We start from the raw sequence: 19,408 nt of genomic DNA on the forward strand, positions 1-19,408 counted from the left end.
AATATATATCTAAACATATCAGTTAAAACAGTTAATTTGGTTTTTTATTTATGTTTTTCTTTTTGGATGCTACTCTTATTCACATTTTATGAAATCCCTGTTTTTTGATATGTTATTGTTGTTTTTTGATCTATTTATCTTTATTGGTATATAGATTTTTTATCTATTTACTCCACTTAAAGTTTGTATTACATTTTGATTTATTAATCTTTAATTACTGGATATTATATTCATTAATTATCAACTCTTTTTATCATTATATCTGATTAATTATCTATTATTGTAATTCTTATATTATACTGAATATTTATTTACTTCTTTCTTCTATTCTTTATTGTTATCTCTCTATTTATTAATTTCTTTTTATTCTTTTTTATTTGTTTTTAATTGAAATATATTTTTATTAATCTATTTCAATCCTTATTTTCTATTAAGACCTTAGCCCCCCTATCCCCCCGTTGCCCTTTCCTGATACCGAGTTCCCTATTTCCAAGTTCCATTATTTATATGTTTTATCTTTTGGATTCTTTTTATTTTTGAGTGAAATTATCTTTTCATCCAACTTCAACATCTCATAGTCTTTCATGCCTTGATCTCCTAGTTTACATAGTTATGAATCTATTATTTACTGATTTTTCTTTATTCATTACTAGATTATTATTAAAACATTCGATTTATCCTCTCGTTACGTTTTTTCATTCCTATTACTACATTTCTTCACCTTTTCTAAAATCTCTGTTTTCTGATGTGTTATCGTTGCTTTTAGGACATATTTATCTAGATTACCTACTCAACTTTTTCTACTTCATCTTTCTTTGTAGTTAAGTTACATCTTCTACATTATACTTTCAATCTTTTTCTTACAGAAAATATCGTCACTATCGTTACATCAACACTCCTATTACAACGATATTTTCCAGTAGTTTATTATTGTTATAAAAAAATTAGCTTATTCTTATAATATCATCACAATTAATTTATTATTTTATTTATCGTGATGATATTATATTTCACACTACTTCTTAGTTGTTGCTTCTATTGAAGTAGCTACAACTGTTAATATTGTTCCAACTACTTTTATTACTGTTACTATATCCATAACTTTCTCCTCCTATCTCTTGTACGTGTATATATATGAGTAACTATCCTTTACAGGTATTAGCTTTATCACATACTTACCTTCTTCAAGCTCTATGTATACTAGAGTTTCTTTATCATAACCTGTACCATTACATAGCTCTACAACTTTATTGAAATCTTCTACCACTGTGAATTGAATATAATTAAGTTCTTGTTGTAACTTCTTTAGATCTATTAATTTCCTATCATTCATTTCAATTATTAACTCTCTAGGATTCCATTGGTTAGATAATCTTCCATCATAGAAGTCGAACCTCATTACTCCAAGAAGTTCTTTGCTATCATATTTAAAATATTTCTCTTTACTTAGCTTATTTATCATTTACTTGAATCTCCTTCAATTAGTATTCTGATGGAAAAAGCATTGTAGAATATTCTCCACTATCTATTACATAAACTTTAATCTCATCTTCTATCTGAATATCTTCTATCTCTATTTCATATGTGCATGAATATTCAGGAACTTCTTGGCTTTGATTTATTACAACCTTACTATCTTTTTTTCTTATCTTGAACACCTGTAAGTAATCCACTTCAACACTTTCTTCATCCTTCAACTTATCAATCATGCTCCACATTATAAGTTGTAATCTTATATCTACTTCATCATTTACACCTCTAGTTACATATCTATTATCTTTCTTGAACATAGTTCTTTATCTCCTTATTATTAATTTCTTATCTCAATCTAAAAGTAAAAAGGCTATACCTTATCAACTAAGATATAACCTCTTAACAATCTATTTCAGAATATAAATATTTATTATATTCATCTTCATATATAGCTTCTGGAGCAAGTCCTAATAATTCTTCAATATTATTTCCTCTAATTAAGTCATCTATTACCTCTTCCTTACTAGTTTGCTCTATCCAATATTCAACTAATGAATCTTTATCTATTAATGAATCAACATAAATCGCATCATCAAGCATATCATCTAATAGCTCTCTTGAAATATCTTTTAGATTAGCTGAACTTTTATAAATTATGCTATAATCATCAATCATTACATAACCTTGTTCATCTAACTCATTACACCAATTAATAACATGTCCTATTGATAATTCTTCTAATCCATTACTTTTTAGATTTCGGTACATAGAAATTATCCTGTCATCAACTTCATTTTCTCCAATTTCTTTTGCTAACTTTATTGACATACTCCAATCATTTAGGAATTCCGCCTTTAACTCTTTATCACTTATGCTGTTTATTAATTTTTCTACTCTACTTATTTCTTCTGTTGTTATACTCTTGTATTTATCTAATACTTTCTTAATTTCTCTTATTATATACTGCTGAATTATTGAAGAAACTTCTTCATTAACTGCAATGAACACATTATCTTTATTAAACATTTATACTCACTCTTTCTATCCTTTTATTTAAATGCAAAAAGTCTTAATCACTATCTTTATAGCAATTAAGACTTTTAGATTTTATTTATTTCTTGTTTTAACATTTCAATGAATCCCTCTGAAAATACTTTTCTACTTATGGATTCTTTTATTAGCTCTATTAATTCTAGTTCTGTTACATCAAGACTTCTTGGAATGTATGTTTCATCACCTCTTCTAGTTGCCTTGTAGACACAGAACCTTACTTCATCTCTCTTTAGTTCTTTTATGTAGATTTTCTCTATTGAGTATGTGTACTCTCCTTCTCCAACTTTCCCTTGGCTTATTATTTTGCAGTACTTAGTTTCTTTTATTATCTTTGCTTCACTCTTCTTACTCATGTTTATTCAACCTCCTCATCTTATTCTAATAGGAACTTAGAAAGTTCTTCTGTTGTTACTACTACAATTGCATAATCACTTGAAATCAAAAATAGTGAAGAAGTCCAATTAACTCCTTCACTACATTCAATTATATCAGTATATTCTGGTATTAGTCCTTGTAATTTATCTTGTTTCAGTATTTGGATATCTACGATATTTTCTGCTACAACTATATATCCACCTAAGTCTGATTCTATATCTCTATTAACTCCATAGTTTTCATTCAGTACATATATTGTTACTTTTATGCTTTCAATTACTTCTGATGGTATATTGTTTACTTCTAGCAATTGATTTTCTTTATAAATCTTCTTCATCATTAATCCTCCCTAAAATATAAAAACTTCTATATGCAATCTAATTACACATAGAAGTTTCTTGTAAGTAATATCTTTATTAAATATATTATTCTTAACTATAATATATATTTATATTTTAGATTTATTTCGTAATAGTTTACTATTGTTCCTCAAACTCTAATCCCTAAATTGTAATTTAATGCTTAGAATCTCTTAAATTATCAAAAAGTTTTATATATTTAGAATTTTTATATTGCAATTTCTAAAACTTAAAGCATTTTATCTAACATCATTTATTTCATACATCTTCATCATATATAAATAAGCATCTTCTAGTGTTACTTCTGCTCTTATACAATCTATTCTAGGCTTTTCTTCTGATATAATTTTAGTCATTATATTACCATTTACATATTGCTTAGACGATATTGTTGCATATCTAGATAATTCTAATATTTCTTTCTCATTTGTTATTAAACAATTCCATACATGATTCTCTGCATTCTTTAACAATTCACTTATTTCTCCATTAAAGATTAAATTACCTTTTTGCATAATCCCTAATTTATTGCATGTAGATGCTATATCTTCAATTACATGTGTTGAAAAGATAACAGTTCTTGTTTCTCCAAAATCAACTAATAAGTTCCTAATTTTTATCCTTTCTTCTGGATCTAATCCTGTTGTAGGTTCATCTACAATTAGAATTGGTGGTTCATTTAATAAAGCTTGAACTAAACCAACTCTTCTTTTCATTCCACCAGAAAGTTGTTTATTCTTCTTATTCTGTTTATCTATCAACCCTGTTTTTTCTAAATAATAATCTATTCTATCTTTGCATATGTTTTTTGGTATTCCTGACATTCTCCCTAAATATTCAAGTGAATCTCTAACTGTCAAGCTTGGGTATACTTCTAACTCCTGAGGTAGATATCCAATTTGTTTCTGTATCATTTCATAATTATTTTTTTCTAAGTTAATTCCATTAATTAAAATATTTCCTTTTGATACTGGCAATATTGTTGTTAAAACTCTCATTAACGTAGTTTTCCCTGCTCCATTTTCTCCTAATAGACCATATATTCCTTTTTCAATATTTAGGTTTAGATTATCTATAGCTTTAGTACCATTATTAAATTCTACAGTTAACCCTTTTATATTAATTGTCATATCTCTTCACCTCATTTTTATAATAAATTAAGCTGCTTTTAAATACAGTCATTCCAAATAATACAATAATAGCTCCTATTAATTTTCCAATTACCCAACTATAATCTAAATCATTAGTAAAAAACTCACAGAAAGCAAATATATTAGCACTTTTAAAAATATTCATTCCAATAGTTGAATTTAATAAGAACCAAATAAGTACAGCTATTCCTACGCCAATACCAATTTTCTTTGTAATATTCACTAATACTACAGTTAAATATCCGAAAAATGCGATACTTACTCCTGTTGCAATTAAAGTAATTATAATCATTGATAAGTTATCCATTTTCCCTATATTATTATTGACTTTCATTAAATACAAACTATATTGAACTAATGCTAATAATTCTACAAATAACCAAGCTATAAAAAACCTTCTTTTTACTATCCCTATTAAAACGTCTTTAGACTTTAACTTAATAACTTCATACCTCTTTTCTAAAATCTCTAAATAAAATAAATCTGAAAAGAAAAGAATAGACAAAAGTGAACTATATGGATCAATAACGCCTCCTATTTCATCAGCATATGCTAATGGAAAAATTATAGATAATAGCATTACATATATTATACAAATCCATAACTTATATTTACTAACTACAATTACTAAATCCTGCTTCATCAAAAACGTCTCCTTTTCCAAACAACAGTTGCTATCATAAAAATAAGTATTGAAACTATTAATAATGATATTTGATTAATATACATTCCTAAAGATATTTTAGTTTCAAAAAATATTTCAGGGAATCTAATAAATATACTTAAAGGATGTGTCTTATAATGAATATTACCCTCTAATATTTCTGCACCTATATTAGAATAAAGAATATATAAAATCATAATAGGTATTGTTGGCAGTGGATTTTTAAATATAACTGTTACTAAACTATGAATTGCAAGTGCCATCACTACACTTGGTAAAATAAATATTATTACATATTTAAAAATATCAAACATTGAAGAATTAAATCCCCACTTATATGAAATCTTCATAGCTAAAAAATTATAAAAAAGAGTTATTACTAATATTACTGGAATCATAGCTAAAAAACCTGCTATGGCTTTCCCTCCAATATACTTTATAGATGATATGGATTTGGTATGAATCAATTCATATATATCTCTTTTACAATCCTTCATATATAATATTGGAAATAAAGCTATCATAAAGAATATTAAGCATACTCCAAAATAATCTACAAACTTTTTAGAAAACCACTCAGTATAATTTTCTTCACCTAGTTTTTCTCTAATATAATTATTTGCTTCTTCTATAGTTGCTTGTTTCATATTAGCGTCATAAAAAGCATACTCTGCACTCTTATAGCCATAACTTTCATCTAAATAGTTAGCAAAGTCATCTATACTAATCCCTTGTTTATACTCTTTAATTACCTCTTTAGCTTCATTGGGTTCTACATCTAATTCTTCAACTAAATTCTTATAAATTGTACTTAATGCCAGTTGTTCTTTTTCGTTATCATTTACAGGAATATATCCATTCATTATGTCTGCATCTGAAATACTATTTTCATCTAGGGTAACAATTTGGCTATCATTCTCAAAATATTGCACATTTAAATATTGACATAGATTTACATATACATAGCAACAGCATAGTATTAATCCAATATAATAAAAGGGTTGTTTTATCATATCTTTAATAGTCATTTTTATTATTCCTCTCATATTCTTTGCCTCCATTCTTTATTTTAAAGTTTATTTTAAATTCTAAATATTCCTCCCATATCTTTTACCTCGACTACTTACCTTCAAGTTTATTTTAAATTCTAAATATCAAAAAAAAATCAACTTTTGTGATTTTGCCTAAAAAAAATTCTACCCTATTACTTGGGTAGAATTTTTTACAAATATAAAGTTATAGTAACTATTGCCCCTCCATCTGCTGCATTATAAACTTTTAAATCTCCATCATATTTATCACAAAGCAGTTTAGTTATATAAAGCCCCATTCCCATATGTCCTGAAGCATAATTGCTGTTTTTTCTTATCTTTTCACTGTCTATTTCATTAATTATTTTACTTTCAAAGCCACAGCCATCATCCTTAACAATTAATATAACCTGTTCATCTTCTATATTGATATTTATAGAAACTTCACTGTTAGCAAACCTAATTGCATTGGTAATAATATTTTCATAAATCTCTAAAAATATGAACTTATCAATATTAATTTCAAAATCTTCTTTAAATTGATTATGTTGAACCTTTATATCAATTCCATTTTTCTTATAAAACACTTTGTTTTCTTCTTCAATATCATAAATTATTTTTAGTGCACTTACCTTTTCATCTTTTCTATCTCGTAGTTTTACCTCATCTGCTCTTCTCATATATTCTACAAATTCTTTCAACCTTGCAATTTGAACATTACATTTATTAAGTTCCGCTAGCACCTCATGTTTAGATATGTTGTCTTCTGGATAAAACTCTAAAATAGTTTCTACGTACCCCTCTAATACCATTAGTGGAACTCTTATATCATGAGCTATTGATGCATGAAACTCCTTTTCTTCTATAATTCTATTCCACATTTTCTGATTATTATCTATTAATTGAATTCTCATCTTATCAAAAGATTTACACAGTTTACCAAATTCATCCATACAATCATACTCAATTTCAAAATCTAAATTATTGTTAAATATTTCATTTGCTCCTATTTCTAGCAACGCTAATGGTTTTTTAAGCTTTCTCTTAAAAAATAAATATGATGTTATGCTATTTAAAGTTATCGTTATTATTAATAATGTCCATGTTTCTAAAAAGTCACATATCTCTACTATAATATTATCTGATTGACTCATAAAACTTGAGCTAATCCTCGGTGCTTCGGTTATATATCCATAATACTTATTATAAAAATCATATATTTCCTTATACTCTTCTATGGTTTTATATTTACTCCATACACTATTTTGTATAACTCTAGCCCCATTCATAACTCCTATAGATATGATAACTGATAATAGTGATGATATAACTATATAATAAATTAGACTCTTTTTAATTGATAATACCCTTTTATTTAGATGTTTCCTTATCAAACCTTTTCCACCTATATCCACTACCCCATTCTGTTTCAATAAAATTTTCATCTGTAAACTCATAAATCTTTTTTCTAATTCTTCTTATATATTCAGTAACTACTTTAATATCACTATCATTTTCCTCATTCCATAATTTTAAAAATATATGTTCTTTGCTAAATATTTGCCTTTCATGCAATGCTAATAACTCTATTATCTCATATTCTTTTTTTGTTAAATCTAATCTTTGCCCATTTATAAATACTTCCATTGAAATAAGGTCTATACTCATACACCCTGTATAAATCATCTTATGAGAATACTTTGACCTCTCTTCTCTTTTCAAATTAGAAACTATCCTAGCCTCCAATTCCCTAACACTAAATGGTTTAACAATATAATCATCTCCACCAACTAATAAGCCATTTACTTTATCTTCTTCTGTAGCTCTTGCTGTTAAAAATAAAATAGGACTTTGAGTAAAATCCCTTATTCTTTTACATACATCTATACCATTTAGTTTAGGCATATTAACATCTAGAATCACCAAATCTGGAGTATACTTCATTTTATCTAATGCTTCTTTTCCATCATATGCTGTATATATTTCATATCCTTTTAATAAGAAATAATTTGAAAGCATATCTATTAAATCTAAATCATCATCAACAATTAATAGCTTTGCCATTTTACCCCCTATATAATTCTTCTTAAATGTAATAATATTAACTCGTCTTATAATACATTTTTAATCATTTTACACTCTCATTGTACCATAATATCCTATTTTTAATAAATATATCAATAAACTTTATTCTTTTATTTTAAATAAAACTCTTACCTATATGAATATAAGTAAGAGTTTTAATATCTTATAACCTTATTATATTTACAATTTTAGTAAAAACCTCATTTACTTATGGTATGGTTCATTCTTCATTATTCTAAAAGCTCTATAAATTTGTTCCAATAACATTACCCTAAACAACTGATGTGGGAAAGTCATCTTAGAAAAACATATCTTATAATTTGCTCTCTTTATTACATCCTGAGATAATCCAAGACTACCACCTATAACAAAAGTTATGTTCGAATTACCCATAACCCCTTGAGTCTCAATAAACCTTGAGAACTCCTCAGAGGTCATTTGTTTAGCATTTAAATCCATTGCTATAACAAACATATTATCCTTTATCTTAGATAAAATAAGCTGTCCTTCCTTATCCTTAATTTGAAGCTCTTCCTTTTCAGATGCATTATCAGGAGTTTTTTCATCTGGAAGTTCTATAATATCAATTTTACAATACCTAGTTAATCTCTTAGAGTATTCATCAATAGCCTGCTTCAAATACTTTTCCTTTAGCTTTCCTACAGAAATAACTGTTATATTCATCACTTTCTCCTCCTAAGTAAAATATTTCAAAACCTATTTATTATTCCTTGAAAGTATCAACATCAACAATAGTAGTATCCTTACTTATATACGTACTCTTAGGTATCAATACATTCAAAGTATCATTTTTAAAAACAGCCCTAATTCCACTAGGATCTGCATTTTCTACATAATAATCCTCATTTATATCTCCACCAGCTTGAACTACAGCTACAGCTATATTCTGGTTATTACTATAAAACATATTTCTCTTAACTTGTAAAGTAATATAATTATTATCATACTCCAAGTTAATATTCTCTTTCTTAGTCCCAGGCAAATAACATTGAATAGTATACCCCCTCTTATGCTCTTTAAATTGTACCTCAACCGGGGCCATATTATCTATATTTTTTACTAAATTATCCATAAAATCACTATTAACAATATTATTTACAACATTATCTACAATATTATCAATTACATCCATATTATTAGCTATAGTATTAAATGTAGTCGAAAATATATATGGAAATATATTAAGCATATAAGCACCTCCAAATAAATAATTGTACTATTATAATTTATTTATCTAGCTTGCTATTTGACACTAAATCATTCTTTCATTAATACAAAAAAGAGCTTTGATATCAAAGCTCTTTTAAACTAAGTAGAAATTACTTTCCACAACATTTCTTATATTTTTTTCCGCTTCCGCATGGGCAAGCATCGTTTCTTCCAACTTTGTTTTCATTTCTTACGCTGCAAGATTCTCTGTATTGCTTTTGAATTTCTTTTCTCTTTTCAGGTGAGAATATAGCATCCCATTGTGGTAAGTTATATAAATATTCAGCCTTAGCTTCTAACATATTAAAGAATAGTTTTTCTAAGTTTATATCTAATACTAATTCATCATTTGAGTTTAAAGCTTCTAAATCATATTGATTATTTAAACTATCATTGATTCCATCAACGAATCCCATTATGAATTCTTCTGAAGTTTCATACTTCTTAGCAAAATCTGCAATTGTAATCTTCATAGCTTCTTTGCTATTAGCTAATAAATCCTTATATATAGCAGTTTCAATCTTAGTATATTCATTCCAGAAAGCTGCTTCACCTTTAGTCTTAACGTATTCTACGACCATATCTGTCCATTGTTTATATAAACTCATATTCATTTCTCCTCTTTCTTCTCTTACGATTATATAAAAATTATACTAAATATTATGTACATTTTTCAACATATAATATTAAGCCATTTTGACTTCATACTTAGCTTCTTTTTCGCAATATGTACATTTGTATCCTGTAATTTCATTAATTACAGGATATGTTTCTTTGCCATCTATAACTTCATCCATTGCTTCATCCATATGTTCTTCACATGCATATAATTTTTCCATACTTTTCACCTTCTACTTTAATAAATTAATTTTTTATAAAGTAATAAATTCACTTGGATTATGCCTATTGGCTAAACTTAAATCTAAATCTGAACCAACCTTAATACCATTAGCAGTTAGTATATCTCTTACTGTAAGCTCTGCTAACTCCGGAGTATTATTAGTATTGCTTAAATGACCTAATATAATATTTTTTCCTAAGCCATTTTTTAATATCTTAACAATTGCTTCTCCACAATCTTCATTAGATAAATGACCATATGCTTCTTTTATCCTTTGCTTCAAGCTATAAGGGTATGGACCAAAGTCTAGCATTCCAGGATTATAATTGCTTTCAATTAAAATAACATCTGAATCTTTGATATTATCTTCAATCTCCTTTGTAAAAGTCCCAAAATCAGTTGCTACACTCGCCCTCTTATCATTAAGATTAATTGTATATCCTACTGGTGCTGCCGCATCATGGGGAATAATAAAGGATTTAACTTCTATATCCTTTATTGAAACTACAGATCTTCTATCCATAACCTTTATATTATGCTCTTTTATCTTTCCAATGGTTCTTTCCATTTCGACCCAAGTATCTTGTGGTGCATAAATAGGTATATCATATTTTCTAGATAAAACTCCTACACCTTTAATGTGATCGATATGCTCATGAGTTATAAAAATTCCATCTAATTCACTTGGATTTTGCCCAATTTGCTTTAACGCTTCATCTATTTTCTTTCCAGGTAATCCAGCATCAATTAAAATTTTAGCCTTTTCTGAACCTACAAAAATACTATTTCCACTACTTCCACTATATAATGAGCAAAAATTCATTTAAAATTCCCCCAAGCTTATTTTTCTATTCTTCTTATATCTGCGCCTAGTGCTCTGAATTTATCTTCAATATGAGGGTATCCTCTATCAATATGTTCTATTTCAGAAATTTCAGTTTCTCCTTTAGCAACTAAACCAGCTATAACCATAGCTGCTCCAGCTCTTAAGTCTGTAGCTGCAACTTTAGCTCCATTTAATGAATCAACACCATCTATGATAGCAGTTCTTCCTTCAACCTTTATTTCAGCACCCATTTTCTTTAATTCATCAGTATGCTTGTGCCTGTTTTCCCAAATGCTTTCTGCAATTAAACTTCTTCCAGCAGTAATGCTTAATAAAGTTGACATAGGTTGTTGTACATCTGTTGGGAACCCTGGATATGGTGCAGTCTTAACACTAACACCCTTTAAAGGTTTATCAACAGTAACTCTTACGCTATCGTCACCTTCTTCAACTATAGCTCCCATTTCCATAAGTTTAGCTGAAATAGACTCTAAATGTTTTGGAATTACATTCTTTATAGTTATATCTCCCTTTGTAGCAGCTGCTGCTATCATGAAAGTTCCAGCTTCAATTTGGTCTGGTATAACACTATAATTACATCCTACTAATTTCTTAACTCCTCTTACTCTTATAACATCTGTTCCAGCACCTTTAACATCAGCACCCATAGTATTTAAGAAGTTAGCCACATCTACTACATGTGGTTCTTTAGCAACATTTTCTAATACAGTTGTTCCTTCTGCCATAGTTGCTGCAATCATTACATTTATTGTAGCTCCAACTGAAACTACATCGAAGAAAATATTTGCTGCATGTAAATTTTCAGCGTTAACACTTACAGCTCCATGTTCTATAACAACTTCAGCTCCTAAAGCTTCAAATCCTTTTATATGTTGATCTATAGGTCTTACCCCTATAGGACATCCCCCTGGAAGTTCAACTTTAGCTTTTTTAAATCTTGCTAATAACGCCCCTATAAAATAATATGACGCTCTCATTCTTCTTACATCTTCAGTACATGCATTAACTGTTGTAATATCTGAAGCATCAATTTCTAACGTATTACTATTTAATTTATTTACTCTACATCCTAAACTAGCTAATATTCTTTCTAAACAATGTACATCTTCTATATCTGGTATATTATCAATAATACATCTTCCTTCGCTAGCTAAAATAGCTGCCGGCAAAATAGCAACTGCTGCATTCTTAGCTCCGTTAATTTCTACAGCGCCTTGCAATGCTTTGCCTCCATTAATGATTAATGTTTCCATCCTATTCACCCTTATCCAAATTTATATATATATTAATTTATCCTATAATATAAAAATTTATCCATTTTTTGTTTTATAAGGTATTTTTTAAAATTTTCCCTTATATTTTTTAGTCAACACTATTGATTATAACATAAAGTATGCATGAGTTAATAGGGTTTTTTCTTCCAAAATCCCTTATTTTTAAACTTTACCATGAGTTATTAGCAAATATATAAATTGTCAATTTAAGTTTATATATGATATAATTTAATATAAAAGTATCATACAAAATTTAACTTGTGAGGTTATAACATGAAATATTATTTGGTAGCATTATTTGATGATGTATCTTATAAAAACTTAAGTCCGATTCAAAGAAGTTTGTCAAAAAGATTTAGAGCAAATAGGAACTCTCCTATCCCATATATACCCTTAGAGGTTATAGAAAATCCTAATATAGATAAACTAAATACTGTAATGGATAAAATTCTAAAGCCATATAAAAATTTTAAAGTAGAGCTGTCATCAACTGTAACACTTTGCGATTCAAATAAAACTCTCAACTTAAAAATTGAAAACATAGGATATATAAAAAAAATAGATAGATTAATTGCTGATAACTTAAAACTTTATGGTTTTAATATAAAAGGTGGAAATGATGAATTACATCTTTCTTTAGCTAATATAAATTATCTAAATAAGGATAATAAGAAATTTGATTCAGTTGTTGAGTATAAACCTAGCATCTCAACATTAAAGGTTAATAGAATTGAACTTTGGAAAATTTCTAATAATCGTAGAGAAACTTTAATTCAAACATATCCCTTAAAAACAATTTAATATATTTTTTTGTGAATTTAAGGGGCATTTTCTTTAAAATGCTCCTTTTTTTATTGAAACGTATTAAAATCATAATTGAAATTTTATTTTTTTGTATTCGTTTACTGACCTTTTCAAGAATTAATAATTTCTGTAAAATATATTATATTAATCCTAGTAGACAGGGAGGACACTTATGAACATTTTACCAATTGTGGAATTACAAAAAGAAAAAAAACATGGACTTTTAATTAATAAAGATCTCTCACAATACAAATTATGGGCAAGGAAGCATCTTGAACTTCAAGTAAAATTAAGCTCACTTGCAGAAGAAACTAAGTGTTATAAATACTGGATAGATGACGGCTTAAATTTAAATAAAGAAACTGTATTTATCAAATATGCTGATTTTCTTACACATGTGATCAACTTAGGTATAGATAAGCATTATATTGAAAATTATGAAGTATTACTTAGACCTAACGATTATTGCTTAAGCGATCAATTCTTAAATCTATATATAGATATTAATGATCTAATAATCTCACCTTCTACAGATCACTTCTTTACCCTACTAGAAGATTCTCTTAGTCTTGGAGTAACTTTAGGATATTCAGAGGAAGAAATTTTCAACTCTTTTATATATTAATCCTTTAAAGCATTATGATGTATTTTTTATTACATCTAATGCTTTTTTTATTACAATAAATTTTAATATATTATTGTCTATTTAGGAATACTATACCTGGAGGTGATAATTTTGTTTGGATTAATAGGTGCTATAATCTCAGGTATTTCTATGAGTCTTCAGGGTGTTTTTAATACTAGACTAAGTGAAAAGATAGGCACATGGGAAACAAATACATTTGTTCAGGCTACTGGACTTATTTTATCCTTAATAATACTTTTTTTCTTTAAAGATGGCACATTTAAGGAAATCAAATCAACTAATAAACTCTACTTACTTGGCGGAGTCCTAGGAGTTATAATAACATTTACAGTTATGTTAAGTATGAAATCATTAGGTGTAACCGTCGGAACAGCTGTTATTCTAGTAGCTCAAATATCCGCATCTGCCTTAATTGATGCCTTTGGACTATTTGGCACAGAAAAAGTTCCATTTTCATTTCATGAGATACTTGGAATAGCCATAATGATAGCTGGAATTGTATTATTTAAATGGAAGTTTTAAATTTATTATATTAACAAAAAGCTCCTAAATCATATACTATAGTAATGTGAATAATTTTAGGAGTTTTTTATGTTCTCTTCAACTAAAAAACTAGATCCTAATCTTAAATTTCTTTTAGCATCTAGTAGTATAAAAGATTATCGTATTTTAATACAATATAGAAACTTTCCAGATTCAATTTCAAAAAAAATACGCTCATATCATGGCAATGTTATAAGAAGAATTGAATCTTGTAATATAATATGTGCTCAATTAAAAGCAAGCTCAATACAATTATTATTAGAATATCCAGAGGTTAAATATATTTGCTTAGACCAATACTTTACTTTATGTGGTATGAGTATATCAACTGCAAATAAGATAAGATTATCTTCTAAATTAGCTATATATGGACGTGGTGTTAGCGTAGGTGTTATTGATTCCGGTGTATATCCACACCGTGACTTAACTTACCCATTTAATAGAATCAATACTTTTGTTGATTTAATTAATGATTTACCTTATCCATATGATGATAACGGACATGGAACTTGTACTTGTGGAATAATTGCCGGTAATGGATTAGCCTCTAATAAAATATATACAGGAGTTGCTCCTGAAGTTACTATCCATTGCTTTAAGGCATTTGATAAATTGGGTAAAGGATATGTTTCTGATATTTTATTTTCTCTAGAAGAATTAATTACTATGAGTGATAAATATAATATAAAAGTTATTTGTCTTCCTTTTGAAAGCTTATACTATAATAAGTTTATTTTTACACTTTTTGATTCTCTATTGAAAATAGCAAAACTTCAATCAATAGTTTGCATACTTCCTAGTGGAAGTAACAGAAATGCTGATGGATCAATTACAGGCATTGCATTAAGTAATAATTGTATAACAGTTTCTGGAATAGATACAACATCATCAACTATAAGATCCTATGAATATTCATCTTGTGGTGCAATAAAGAAAGATACAAAGCCTAATTTTTGTGCTGCATGTGTGGATGTAGTATCCTTGAATTCAAATACCGCATATATATCTTATAAAAATAATTCTAGAATACATGCTCCTAAATTAGATACTTCATACAAAAGCTTTACTGGTACATCAATATCTGCTGCATATGTAGCTGGCCTTTGCACCCTTTTATTTGAACGTAATCCTAATTTTACATTTGATGATATTTTATCATTACTCAAAGTAGCTGCAGTGCCATTAGACCTTCCTAAAAATCAACAAGGTGAAGGCAAAATAGATATAACTAAAGTATTACAGCAATAAAAAAACACCGCTGATTGGTGTTTTTTTTATTACTTTATATATTTACTTGGATCAACAGGTTCATTATTTATTCTAAGTTCAAAATGCAAGTGTGGCCCTGTACTATTACCAGTGCTTCCAATCGCTCCAATTATATCTCCTTGTTTTACCATTTCCCCTACATTAACATATATGTTACTTAAATGAGCATAATACGTCTTCATATTATTACTGTGCTCTAATACAATTAAATTCCCATATCCGCCGTTATTATATCCAGCTTGAATTACCTTTCCTTCTAATGAAGCATTAACATCTGCCCCTAGACTTTTTGCTATATCTATTCCTTTATGAATAGAAGCCTTTCTAACTTCTCCAAATAAGGAACTTATATAACCGCCCTCAGTTGGTCTTGATAAAAATGCTATCCCCGCTTCATAAGGACTTTTAATCCCCTTCTTAACCACAGTATTTACTACAGGAGTAATTATCTCCTGCTTTATAGTAGTTTCCTCTGCTTTATTTAACCCATAGTACGTTATCTCTTTATATAGTAAATTCTTACCCTCTACCCCCTTAATAGTTTCTGATTCCCCAGCTAATAATTCATTAGTTTCTTCTGTAACTATTTCAGGTTCTACAGTTTCTGTTTCTGTTAAACTAACTTTAAACTTAAGCCCTGATAAGTCATTATTTATAACTTCTGCATTATATACTTCTCTAGCAATTTCTCCACTTTCACTTAAATTTGATATCCTATTCTTTTCTGTATTTGAACTAATTACCCCTAAAACCTCTATGTGATTTATATTATTTACATCTAATCCAAGTTCTTTTACATAAGAATTACAAATTTCTTCTAGAACTAAATATTTATCTTCTATTGATGAATAAAAACAAACTGTACTATCTGATAGTTTAATAGTATGACCTTGCAAGTTAATATTTTTTATTGTGCTTGAATTATTTTTAAATACGCTTACCGCACTTAATTTTTCTTCATTATTATTATCATTAAGTTCATCATCAGTATTGACTATATTTTTCTCATATATATCATTGCTTTCTGCATTAATATTTTTACCTGGTAGTATAAACATAAAACTAATAAGTATAACCGCTACTAAAACTAGTATTTTCAACAGTATACTTATGTTATTCTGCTTACTCAAGTCCATTTTTTATTTCCTCCTAATTGCTAATTTTTTTAAGCACATCACTTACTTTTCCCCTCTTTTATAAATTTATACATTTTTCTGTATAAATTGTTATGTTGAGGGTTAACTTCGCCTTTGTTATAATAAATTTAATGCGTACTATGAATAAGCTTTCTTGTTTATAATTATAGTTGATTACGTTAATTAATATATAGACTGATTAAGTTTAAATTCTAATCAATCTTAAGAAAGGTCGATAAAAATTATGAGCACTTTTATGCTAAAAAATAACTCATCAAATTTTACTCCAGTAAGTAATGTGTTTATTGAAAAATACATGCCAAAAGCTCGTGGGGAATTTATTAAAGTTTATCTGCTAATGTTAAAATATAATAACTCTGGTGAAATGGGTGCAAATTCAACAATACTAGCCTCATCATTAAACTTACTAGAATCTGATATATTAAATGCTCTAAACTATTGGCATGACGAAGGTGTGTTAAGACTTATACCAATAGATAAAATGGGGAATTACAATGTTGAATTTATAGATTTAGTTGAAGATTCAAAGTCAAAAAATAAAGAGATTAATTTACTTGAAGCATTAAATAAAACTTCAACAAAAGATATGCTAAATGATATTGAACGCTTATTAGGCAGACCACTGTCCCCTAAAGAAATGACTACTTATCTAAGTTGGCAAGATGAATTTAATTTTTCGTCTGAATTAATTCTCATATTATTAGAATACTGCGTTTCTCGTGGTAAAAGTGACTATAGATATATAGAAAAAGTAGCTATTGCTTGGCACGACATGAATATTACTACTATTGATGATGCACAAAACTATATAAAGAAGACTGAAGATAAATGGGTAAAAATTCGTCATATATTAAACTATTTAGGAATTAAAAATCCTGAATTAATGAAACCACAAGAGGAAATGTTAGAAAAATGGATAATTGATTATGCTTTTCCTTTAGAGGTAATAGAGAAGGCTTGTAATATTTGTTTCCAAAGATTAAATCGTTCTGACTTTAAATATATTGATGGTATTTTATCAAGTTGGAATAAAAATAATTTAAAAACTTTAGCTGATATTGAGAAAAAAGAAGCTAATTATAAATCATCACAAGCTAATAGGAACTTTAACTCCTCTAGGTCTCAAGAAGTTAATCCTCTTAAATTTAATAACTTTGAGGCTCGCGAATATGACTATGATTCATTAGAAAAGAAATTGTTAGGATGGGATAAAGATGATTAAAGGTTACCAAGCAGAACTTATGGATATGTACGAAAAGACTCGTACTGAAGAAAACCGTAAATTAGCAAAAAGGCGTGAAGAAATTAAAAATAAATACCCTGAAATATTAGAATTAGATACGACTATCCAAAAACTTTGTTTAAATTTATCTATGGCTGCATTAAAAGGAATTACTGATCCAAATGATTTAAATAATATTAGAGATGAAATTACTGACTTAAGAGCAAAGAAGTATGAAATGCTTGTATCTCACGGATATAGTCCTGATTATTTAAATTTACATTATAATTGTCCAAAATGTAAAGATACTGGATTCATAGGAATAGAAAAATGCTCTTGTTTTAAAACTAAATTAATTAAACTTTATTATAAAGATTCAGAATTAGAAGAAGCAGTTAAAACTAATAATTTTAGAAACTTTAATATTAATTTATATCCTAATCATAAATTAAATGATGAAAGATATACACCTCGTAAAAATATAGAAGATATATTAGAGTATATAACTGGCGAATACTTGCCAAACTTTAAAAATACTAATACTAATCTTTTGTTCTATGGTAATTCTGGAACCGGTAAAACATTTTTATCTTGGTGTATTGCTAAAGAATTATTAGATAGAGGTTTTCTAGTAGTATATAAAACATCTGATGACCTTTTACGTGCATTGAAGGATATAAAGTTTAATAATGACACGGACTTAGAAAATCTTCTTATTAATTGTGACTTATTAATTATAGATGATTTAGGTTCAGAGCAAATTACTGATTTTTCATCTACAGAATTATTTACATTAATTAATAAAAAAATATTAAAAAATAAAAAAATGCTTATATCTACAAATTTGAGTTTACCTCTAATTTCAAAAAGATATAGCGAAAGAATATCATCTAGAATAATTGGTGAATTTAAGCTATTTAAATTTTTCGCAGAAGATATAAGAATTCAACTTAACTTAAAAAGACAAAAATAAAATCTACTGTTTAATGAATTTTCAAATTTCAACTCTGCTAAATAAATTTACACACTAAAATAATTAAAAGGAATCTATGAAATTTAGATTCCTTTTAATTATTATTTTTTTATGTAATTTTAAAATATCAATTTTATTTTAAAAACAAAAAAACTCCACTTTTGTGGAGTTTTGGAGCTTCATGTCGGAGTCGAACCAACAACCTGCTGATTACAAGTCAGCTGCTCTGCCATTGAGCCAATGAAGCAAATTAAAGTGGCGACTCAGAAGGGGCTCGAACCCTCGACCTCCGGCGTGACAGGCCGGCACTCTAACCAACTGAGCTACTGAGCCGTATATGGTGGAAACAACAGGGATCGAACCTGTGACCCTCTGCTTGTAAGGCAGATGCTCTCCCAGCTGAGCTATGCT

General features: G+C 27.8%; 23 protein-coding genes and 2 tRNA genes. 6 read left to right on the forward strand and 19 right to left on the reverse strand.

Annotated elements, in window-relative coordinates; all coding sequences use genetic code 11:
• Positions 1-1,111: 1,111 nt before the first annotated feature.
• The 16 genes from HCG70_RS09165 to HCG70_RS09240 all read right to left on the reverse strand — a co-directional run bounded on the left by HCG70_RS09165 (position 1,112) and on the right by HCG70_RS09240 (position 12,362).
• Entirely contained in the window at positions 1,112-1,462 is a 351-nt protein-coding gene (locus tag HCG70_RS09165; RefSeq protein WP_055277850.1) for a hypothetical protein, read from the reverse strand.
• Positions 1,463-1,481: 19 nt separating this feature from the next.
• Positions 1,482-1,790 carry a DUF960 family protein gene (locus tag HCG70_RS09170; protein ID WP_055277851.1) on the reverse strand — a complete coding sequence of 103 codons (309 nt, stop codon included), beginning with the start codon at positions 1,788-1,790 and terminating at the stop codon, positions 1,482-1,484.
• An 82-nt stretch (positions 1,791-1,872) separates the two neighbouring features.
• The gene (locus HCG70_RS09175) at positions 1,873-2,499 is read right to left on the reverse strand and encodes a hypothetical protein (protein WP_055277852.1); all 627 of its coding nucleotides are present in this window, start codon (positions 2,497-2,499) and stop codon (positions 1,873-1,875) included.
• A gap of 74 nt (positions 2,500-2,573) precedes the next feature.
• Positions 2,574-2,879, reverse strand: coding sequence for a hypothetical protein (locus HCG70_RS09180; RefSeq protein ID WP_055277853.1), 306 nt, complete (start codon positions 2,877-2,879; stop codon positions 2,574-2,576).
• 20 nt (positions 2,880-2,899) lie between these two features.
• The gene (locus HCG70_RS09185; RefSeq protein WP_055277854.1) at positions 2,900-3,238 is read right to left on the reverse strand and encodes a hypothetical protein; all 339 of its coding nucleotides are present in this window, start codon (positions 3,236-3,238) and stop codon (positions 2,900-2,902) included.
• Between the two features lie 261 nt (positions 3,239-3,499).
• Complete coding sequence (locus HCG70_RS09190; RefSeq protein WP_055291509.1) at positions 3,500-4,390, reverse strand: ABC transporter ATP-binding protein; 891 nt, start codon at positions 4,388-4,390, stop codon at positions 3,500-3,502.
• Positions 4,380-5,054 carry a hypothetical protein gene (locus HCG70_RS09195; RefSeq protein ID WP_055291508.1) on the reverse strand — a complete coding sequence of 225 codons (675 nt, stop codon included), beginning with the start codon at positions 5,052-5,054 and terminating at the stop codon, positions 4,380-4,382. The genes HCG70_RS09190 and HCG70_RS09195 overlap by 11 nt, the downstream gene beginning before the upstream one ends.
• Complete coding sequence (locus HCG70_RS09200; RefSeq protein ID WP_055291507.1) at positions 5,054-6,121, reverse strand: ABC transporter permease; 1,068 nt, start codon at positions 6,119-6,121, stop codon at positions 5,054-5,056. The genes HCG70_RS09195 and HCG70_RS09200 overlap by 1 nt, the downstream gene beginning before the upstream one ends.
• A 176-nt stretch (positions 6,122-6,297) precedes the next feature.
• A complete protein-coding gene (locus HCG70_RS09205; protein ID WP_055291506.1) occupies positions 6,298-7,500 on the reverse strand; it encodes a HAMP domain-containing sensor histidine kinase in 1,203 nt (400 codons plus the stop codon).
• A complete protein-coding gene (locus tag HCG70_RS09210; RefSeq protein WP_055277911.1) occupies positions 7,478-8,170 on the reverse strand; it encodes a response regulator transcription factor in 693 nt (230 codons plus the stop codon). Before HCG70_RS09210 ends, HCG70_RS09205 begins: the two co-directional genes overlap by 23 nt.
• Positions 8,171-8,395: 225 nt before the next feature.
• Positions 8,396-8,875: a 23S rRNA (pseudouridine(1915)-N(3))-methyltransferase RlmH gene (gene rlmH, locus HCG70_RS09215; protein WP_042397323.1), complete on the reverse strand. Its 480-nt coding sequence runs from the start codon at positions 8,873-8,875 to the stop codon at positions 8,396-8,398.
• Between the two features lie 40 nt (positions 8,876-8,915).
• Complete coding sequence (locus HCG70_RS09220) at positions 8,916-9,401, reverse strand: Hsp20 family protein (protein WP_042397321.1); 486 nt, start codon at positions 9,399-9,401, stop codon at positions 8,916-8,918.
• 130 nt (positions 9,402-9,531) lie between these two features.
• Positions 9,532-10,029 carry an SEC-C metal-binding domain-containing protein gene (locus HCG70_RS09225; RefSeq protein WP_042397318.1) on the reverse strand — a complete coding sequence of 166 codons (498 nt, stop codon included), beginning with the start codon at positions 10,027-10,029 and terminating at the stop codon, positions 9,532-9,534.
• A gap of 78 nt (positions 10,030-10,107) precedes the next feature.
• Positions 10,108-10,260: a CxxH/CxxC protein gene (locus HCG70_RS09230; protein ID WP_070098843.1), complete on the reverse strand. Its 153-nt coding sequence runs from the start codon at positions 10,258-10,260 to the stop codon at positions 10,108-10,110.
• Positions 10,261-10,293: 33 nt separating this feature from the next.
• On the reverse strand, positions 10,294-11,085 hold the full coding sequence (locus HCG70_RS09235) for an MBL fold metallo-hydrolase (protein ID WP_042397313.1): 792 nt from the start codon (positions 11,083-11,085) through the stop codon (positions 10,294-10,296).
• Positions 11,086-11,102: 17 nt separating this feature from the next.
• Positions 11,103-12,362 (reverse strand): UDP-N-acetylglucosamine 1-carboxyvinyltransferase, encoded by a 1,260-nt coding sequence (locus HCG70_RS09240; RefSeq protein ID WP_042397311.1) that lies wholly within the window; start codon positions 12,360-12,362, stop codon positions 11,103-11,105.
• A 294-nt stretch (positions 12,363-12,656) separates the two neighbouring features.
• Here HCG70_RS09240 and HCG70_RS09245 point away from each other — a divergent pair, with 294 nt between their 5' ends.
• The 4 genes from HCG70_RS09245 (at position 12,657) to HCG70_RS09260 (ending at position 15,624) form a co-directional block, all read left to right on the forward strand.
• Positions 12,657-13,184, forward strand: coding sequence for a hypothetical protein (locus HCG70_RS09245; RefSeq protein WP_042397308.1), 528 nt, complete (start codon positions 12,657-12,659; stop codon positions 13,182-13,184).
• A 175-nt stretch (positions 13,185-13,359) separates the two neighbouring features.
• A complete protein-coding gene (locus HCG70_RS09250) occupies positions 13,360-13,812 on the forward strand; it encodes a dUTP diphosphatase (RefSeq protein WP_042397303.1) in 453 nt (150 codons plus the stop codon).
• A 111-nt stretch (positions 13,813-13,923) separates the two neighbouring features.
• Positions 13,924-14,355: a DMT family transporter gene (locus HCG70_RS09255; protein ID WP_042397300.1), complete on the forward strand. Its 432-nt coding sequence runs from the start codon at positions 13,924-13,926 to the stop codon at positions 14,353-14,355.
• Positions 14,356-14,424: 69 nt separating this feature from the next.
• Positions 14,425-15,624: a S8 family serine peptidase gene (locus HCG70_RS09260; protein ID WP_055291504.1), complete on the forward strand. Its 1,200-nt coding sequence runs from the start codon at positions 14,425-14,427 to the stop codon at positions 15,622-15,624.
• A 29-nt stretch (positions 15,625-15,653) separates the two neighbouring features.
• Here the strand turns inward: HCG70_RS09260 and HCG70_RS09265 are convergent, their stop codons facing one another.
• Positions 15,654-16,781, reverse strand: a complete 1,128-nt coding sequence (locus HCG70_RS09265) for a peptidoglycan DD-metalloendopeptidase family protein (RefSeq protein WP_154821351.1) — start codon at positions 16,779-16,781, stop codon at positions 15,654-15,656.
• Between the two features lie 244 nt (positions 16,782-17,025).
• Between HCG70_RS09265 and HCG70_RS09270 the strand changes: the two genes are divergently transcribed.
• Positions 17,026-18,024: a DnaD domain protein gene (locus HCG70_RS09270; protein ID WP_042397293.1), complete on the forward strand. Its 999-nt coding sequence runs from the start codon at positions 17,026-17,028 to the stop codon at positions 18,022-18,024.
• A complete protein-coding gene (locus HCG70_RS09275) occupies positions 18,017-18,997 on the forward strand; it encodes an ATP-binding protein (RefSeq protein WP_042397291.1) in 981 nt (326 codons plus the stop codon). The genes HCG70_RS09270 and HCG70_RS09275 overlap by 8 nt, the downstream gene beginning before the upstream one ends.
• Before the next feature lie 172 nt (positions 18,998-19,169).
• Here the strand turns inward: HCG70_RS09275 and HCG70_RS09280 are convergent.
• Positions 19,170-19,244 (reverse strand) — tRNA-Thr (locus HCG70_RS09280).
• Positions 19,245-19,253: 9 nt separating this feature from the next.
• A tRNA-Asp gene (locus HCG70_RS09285) sits at positions 19,254-19,330 on the reverse strand.
• Positions 19,331-19,408 lie beyond the last annotated feature (78 nt).

The organism is Clostridium sp. K04 (assembly GCF_019734375.1).
GTDB classification, from domain to species: domain Bacteria; phylum Bacillota; class Clostridia; order Clostridiales; family Clostridiaceae; genus Clostridium; species Clostridium saudiense.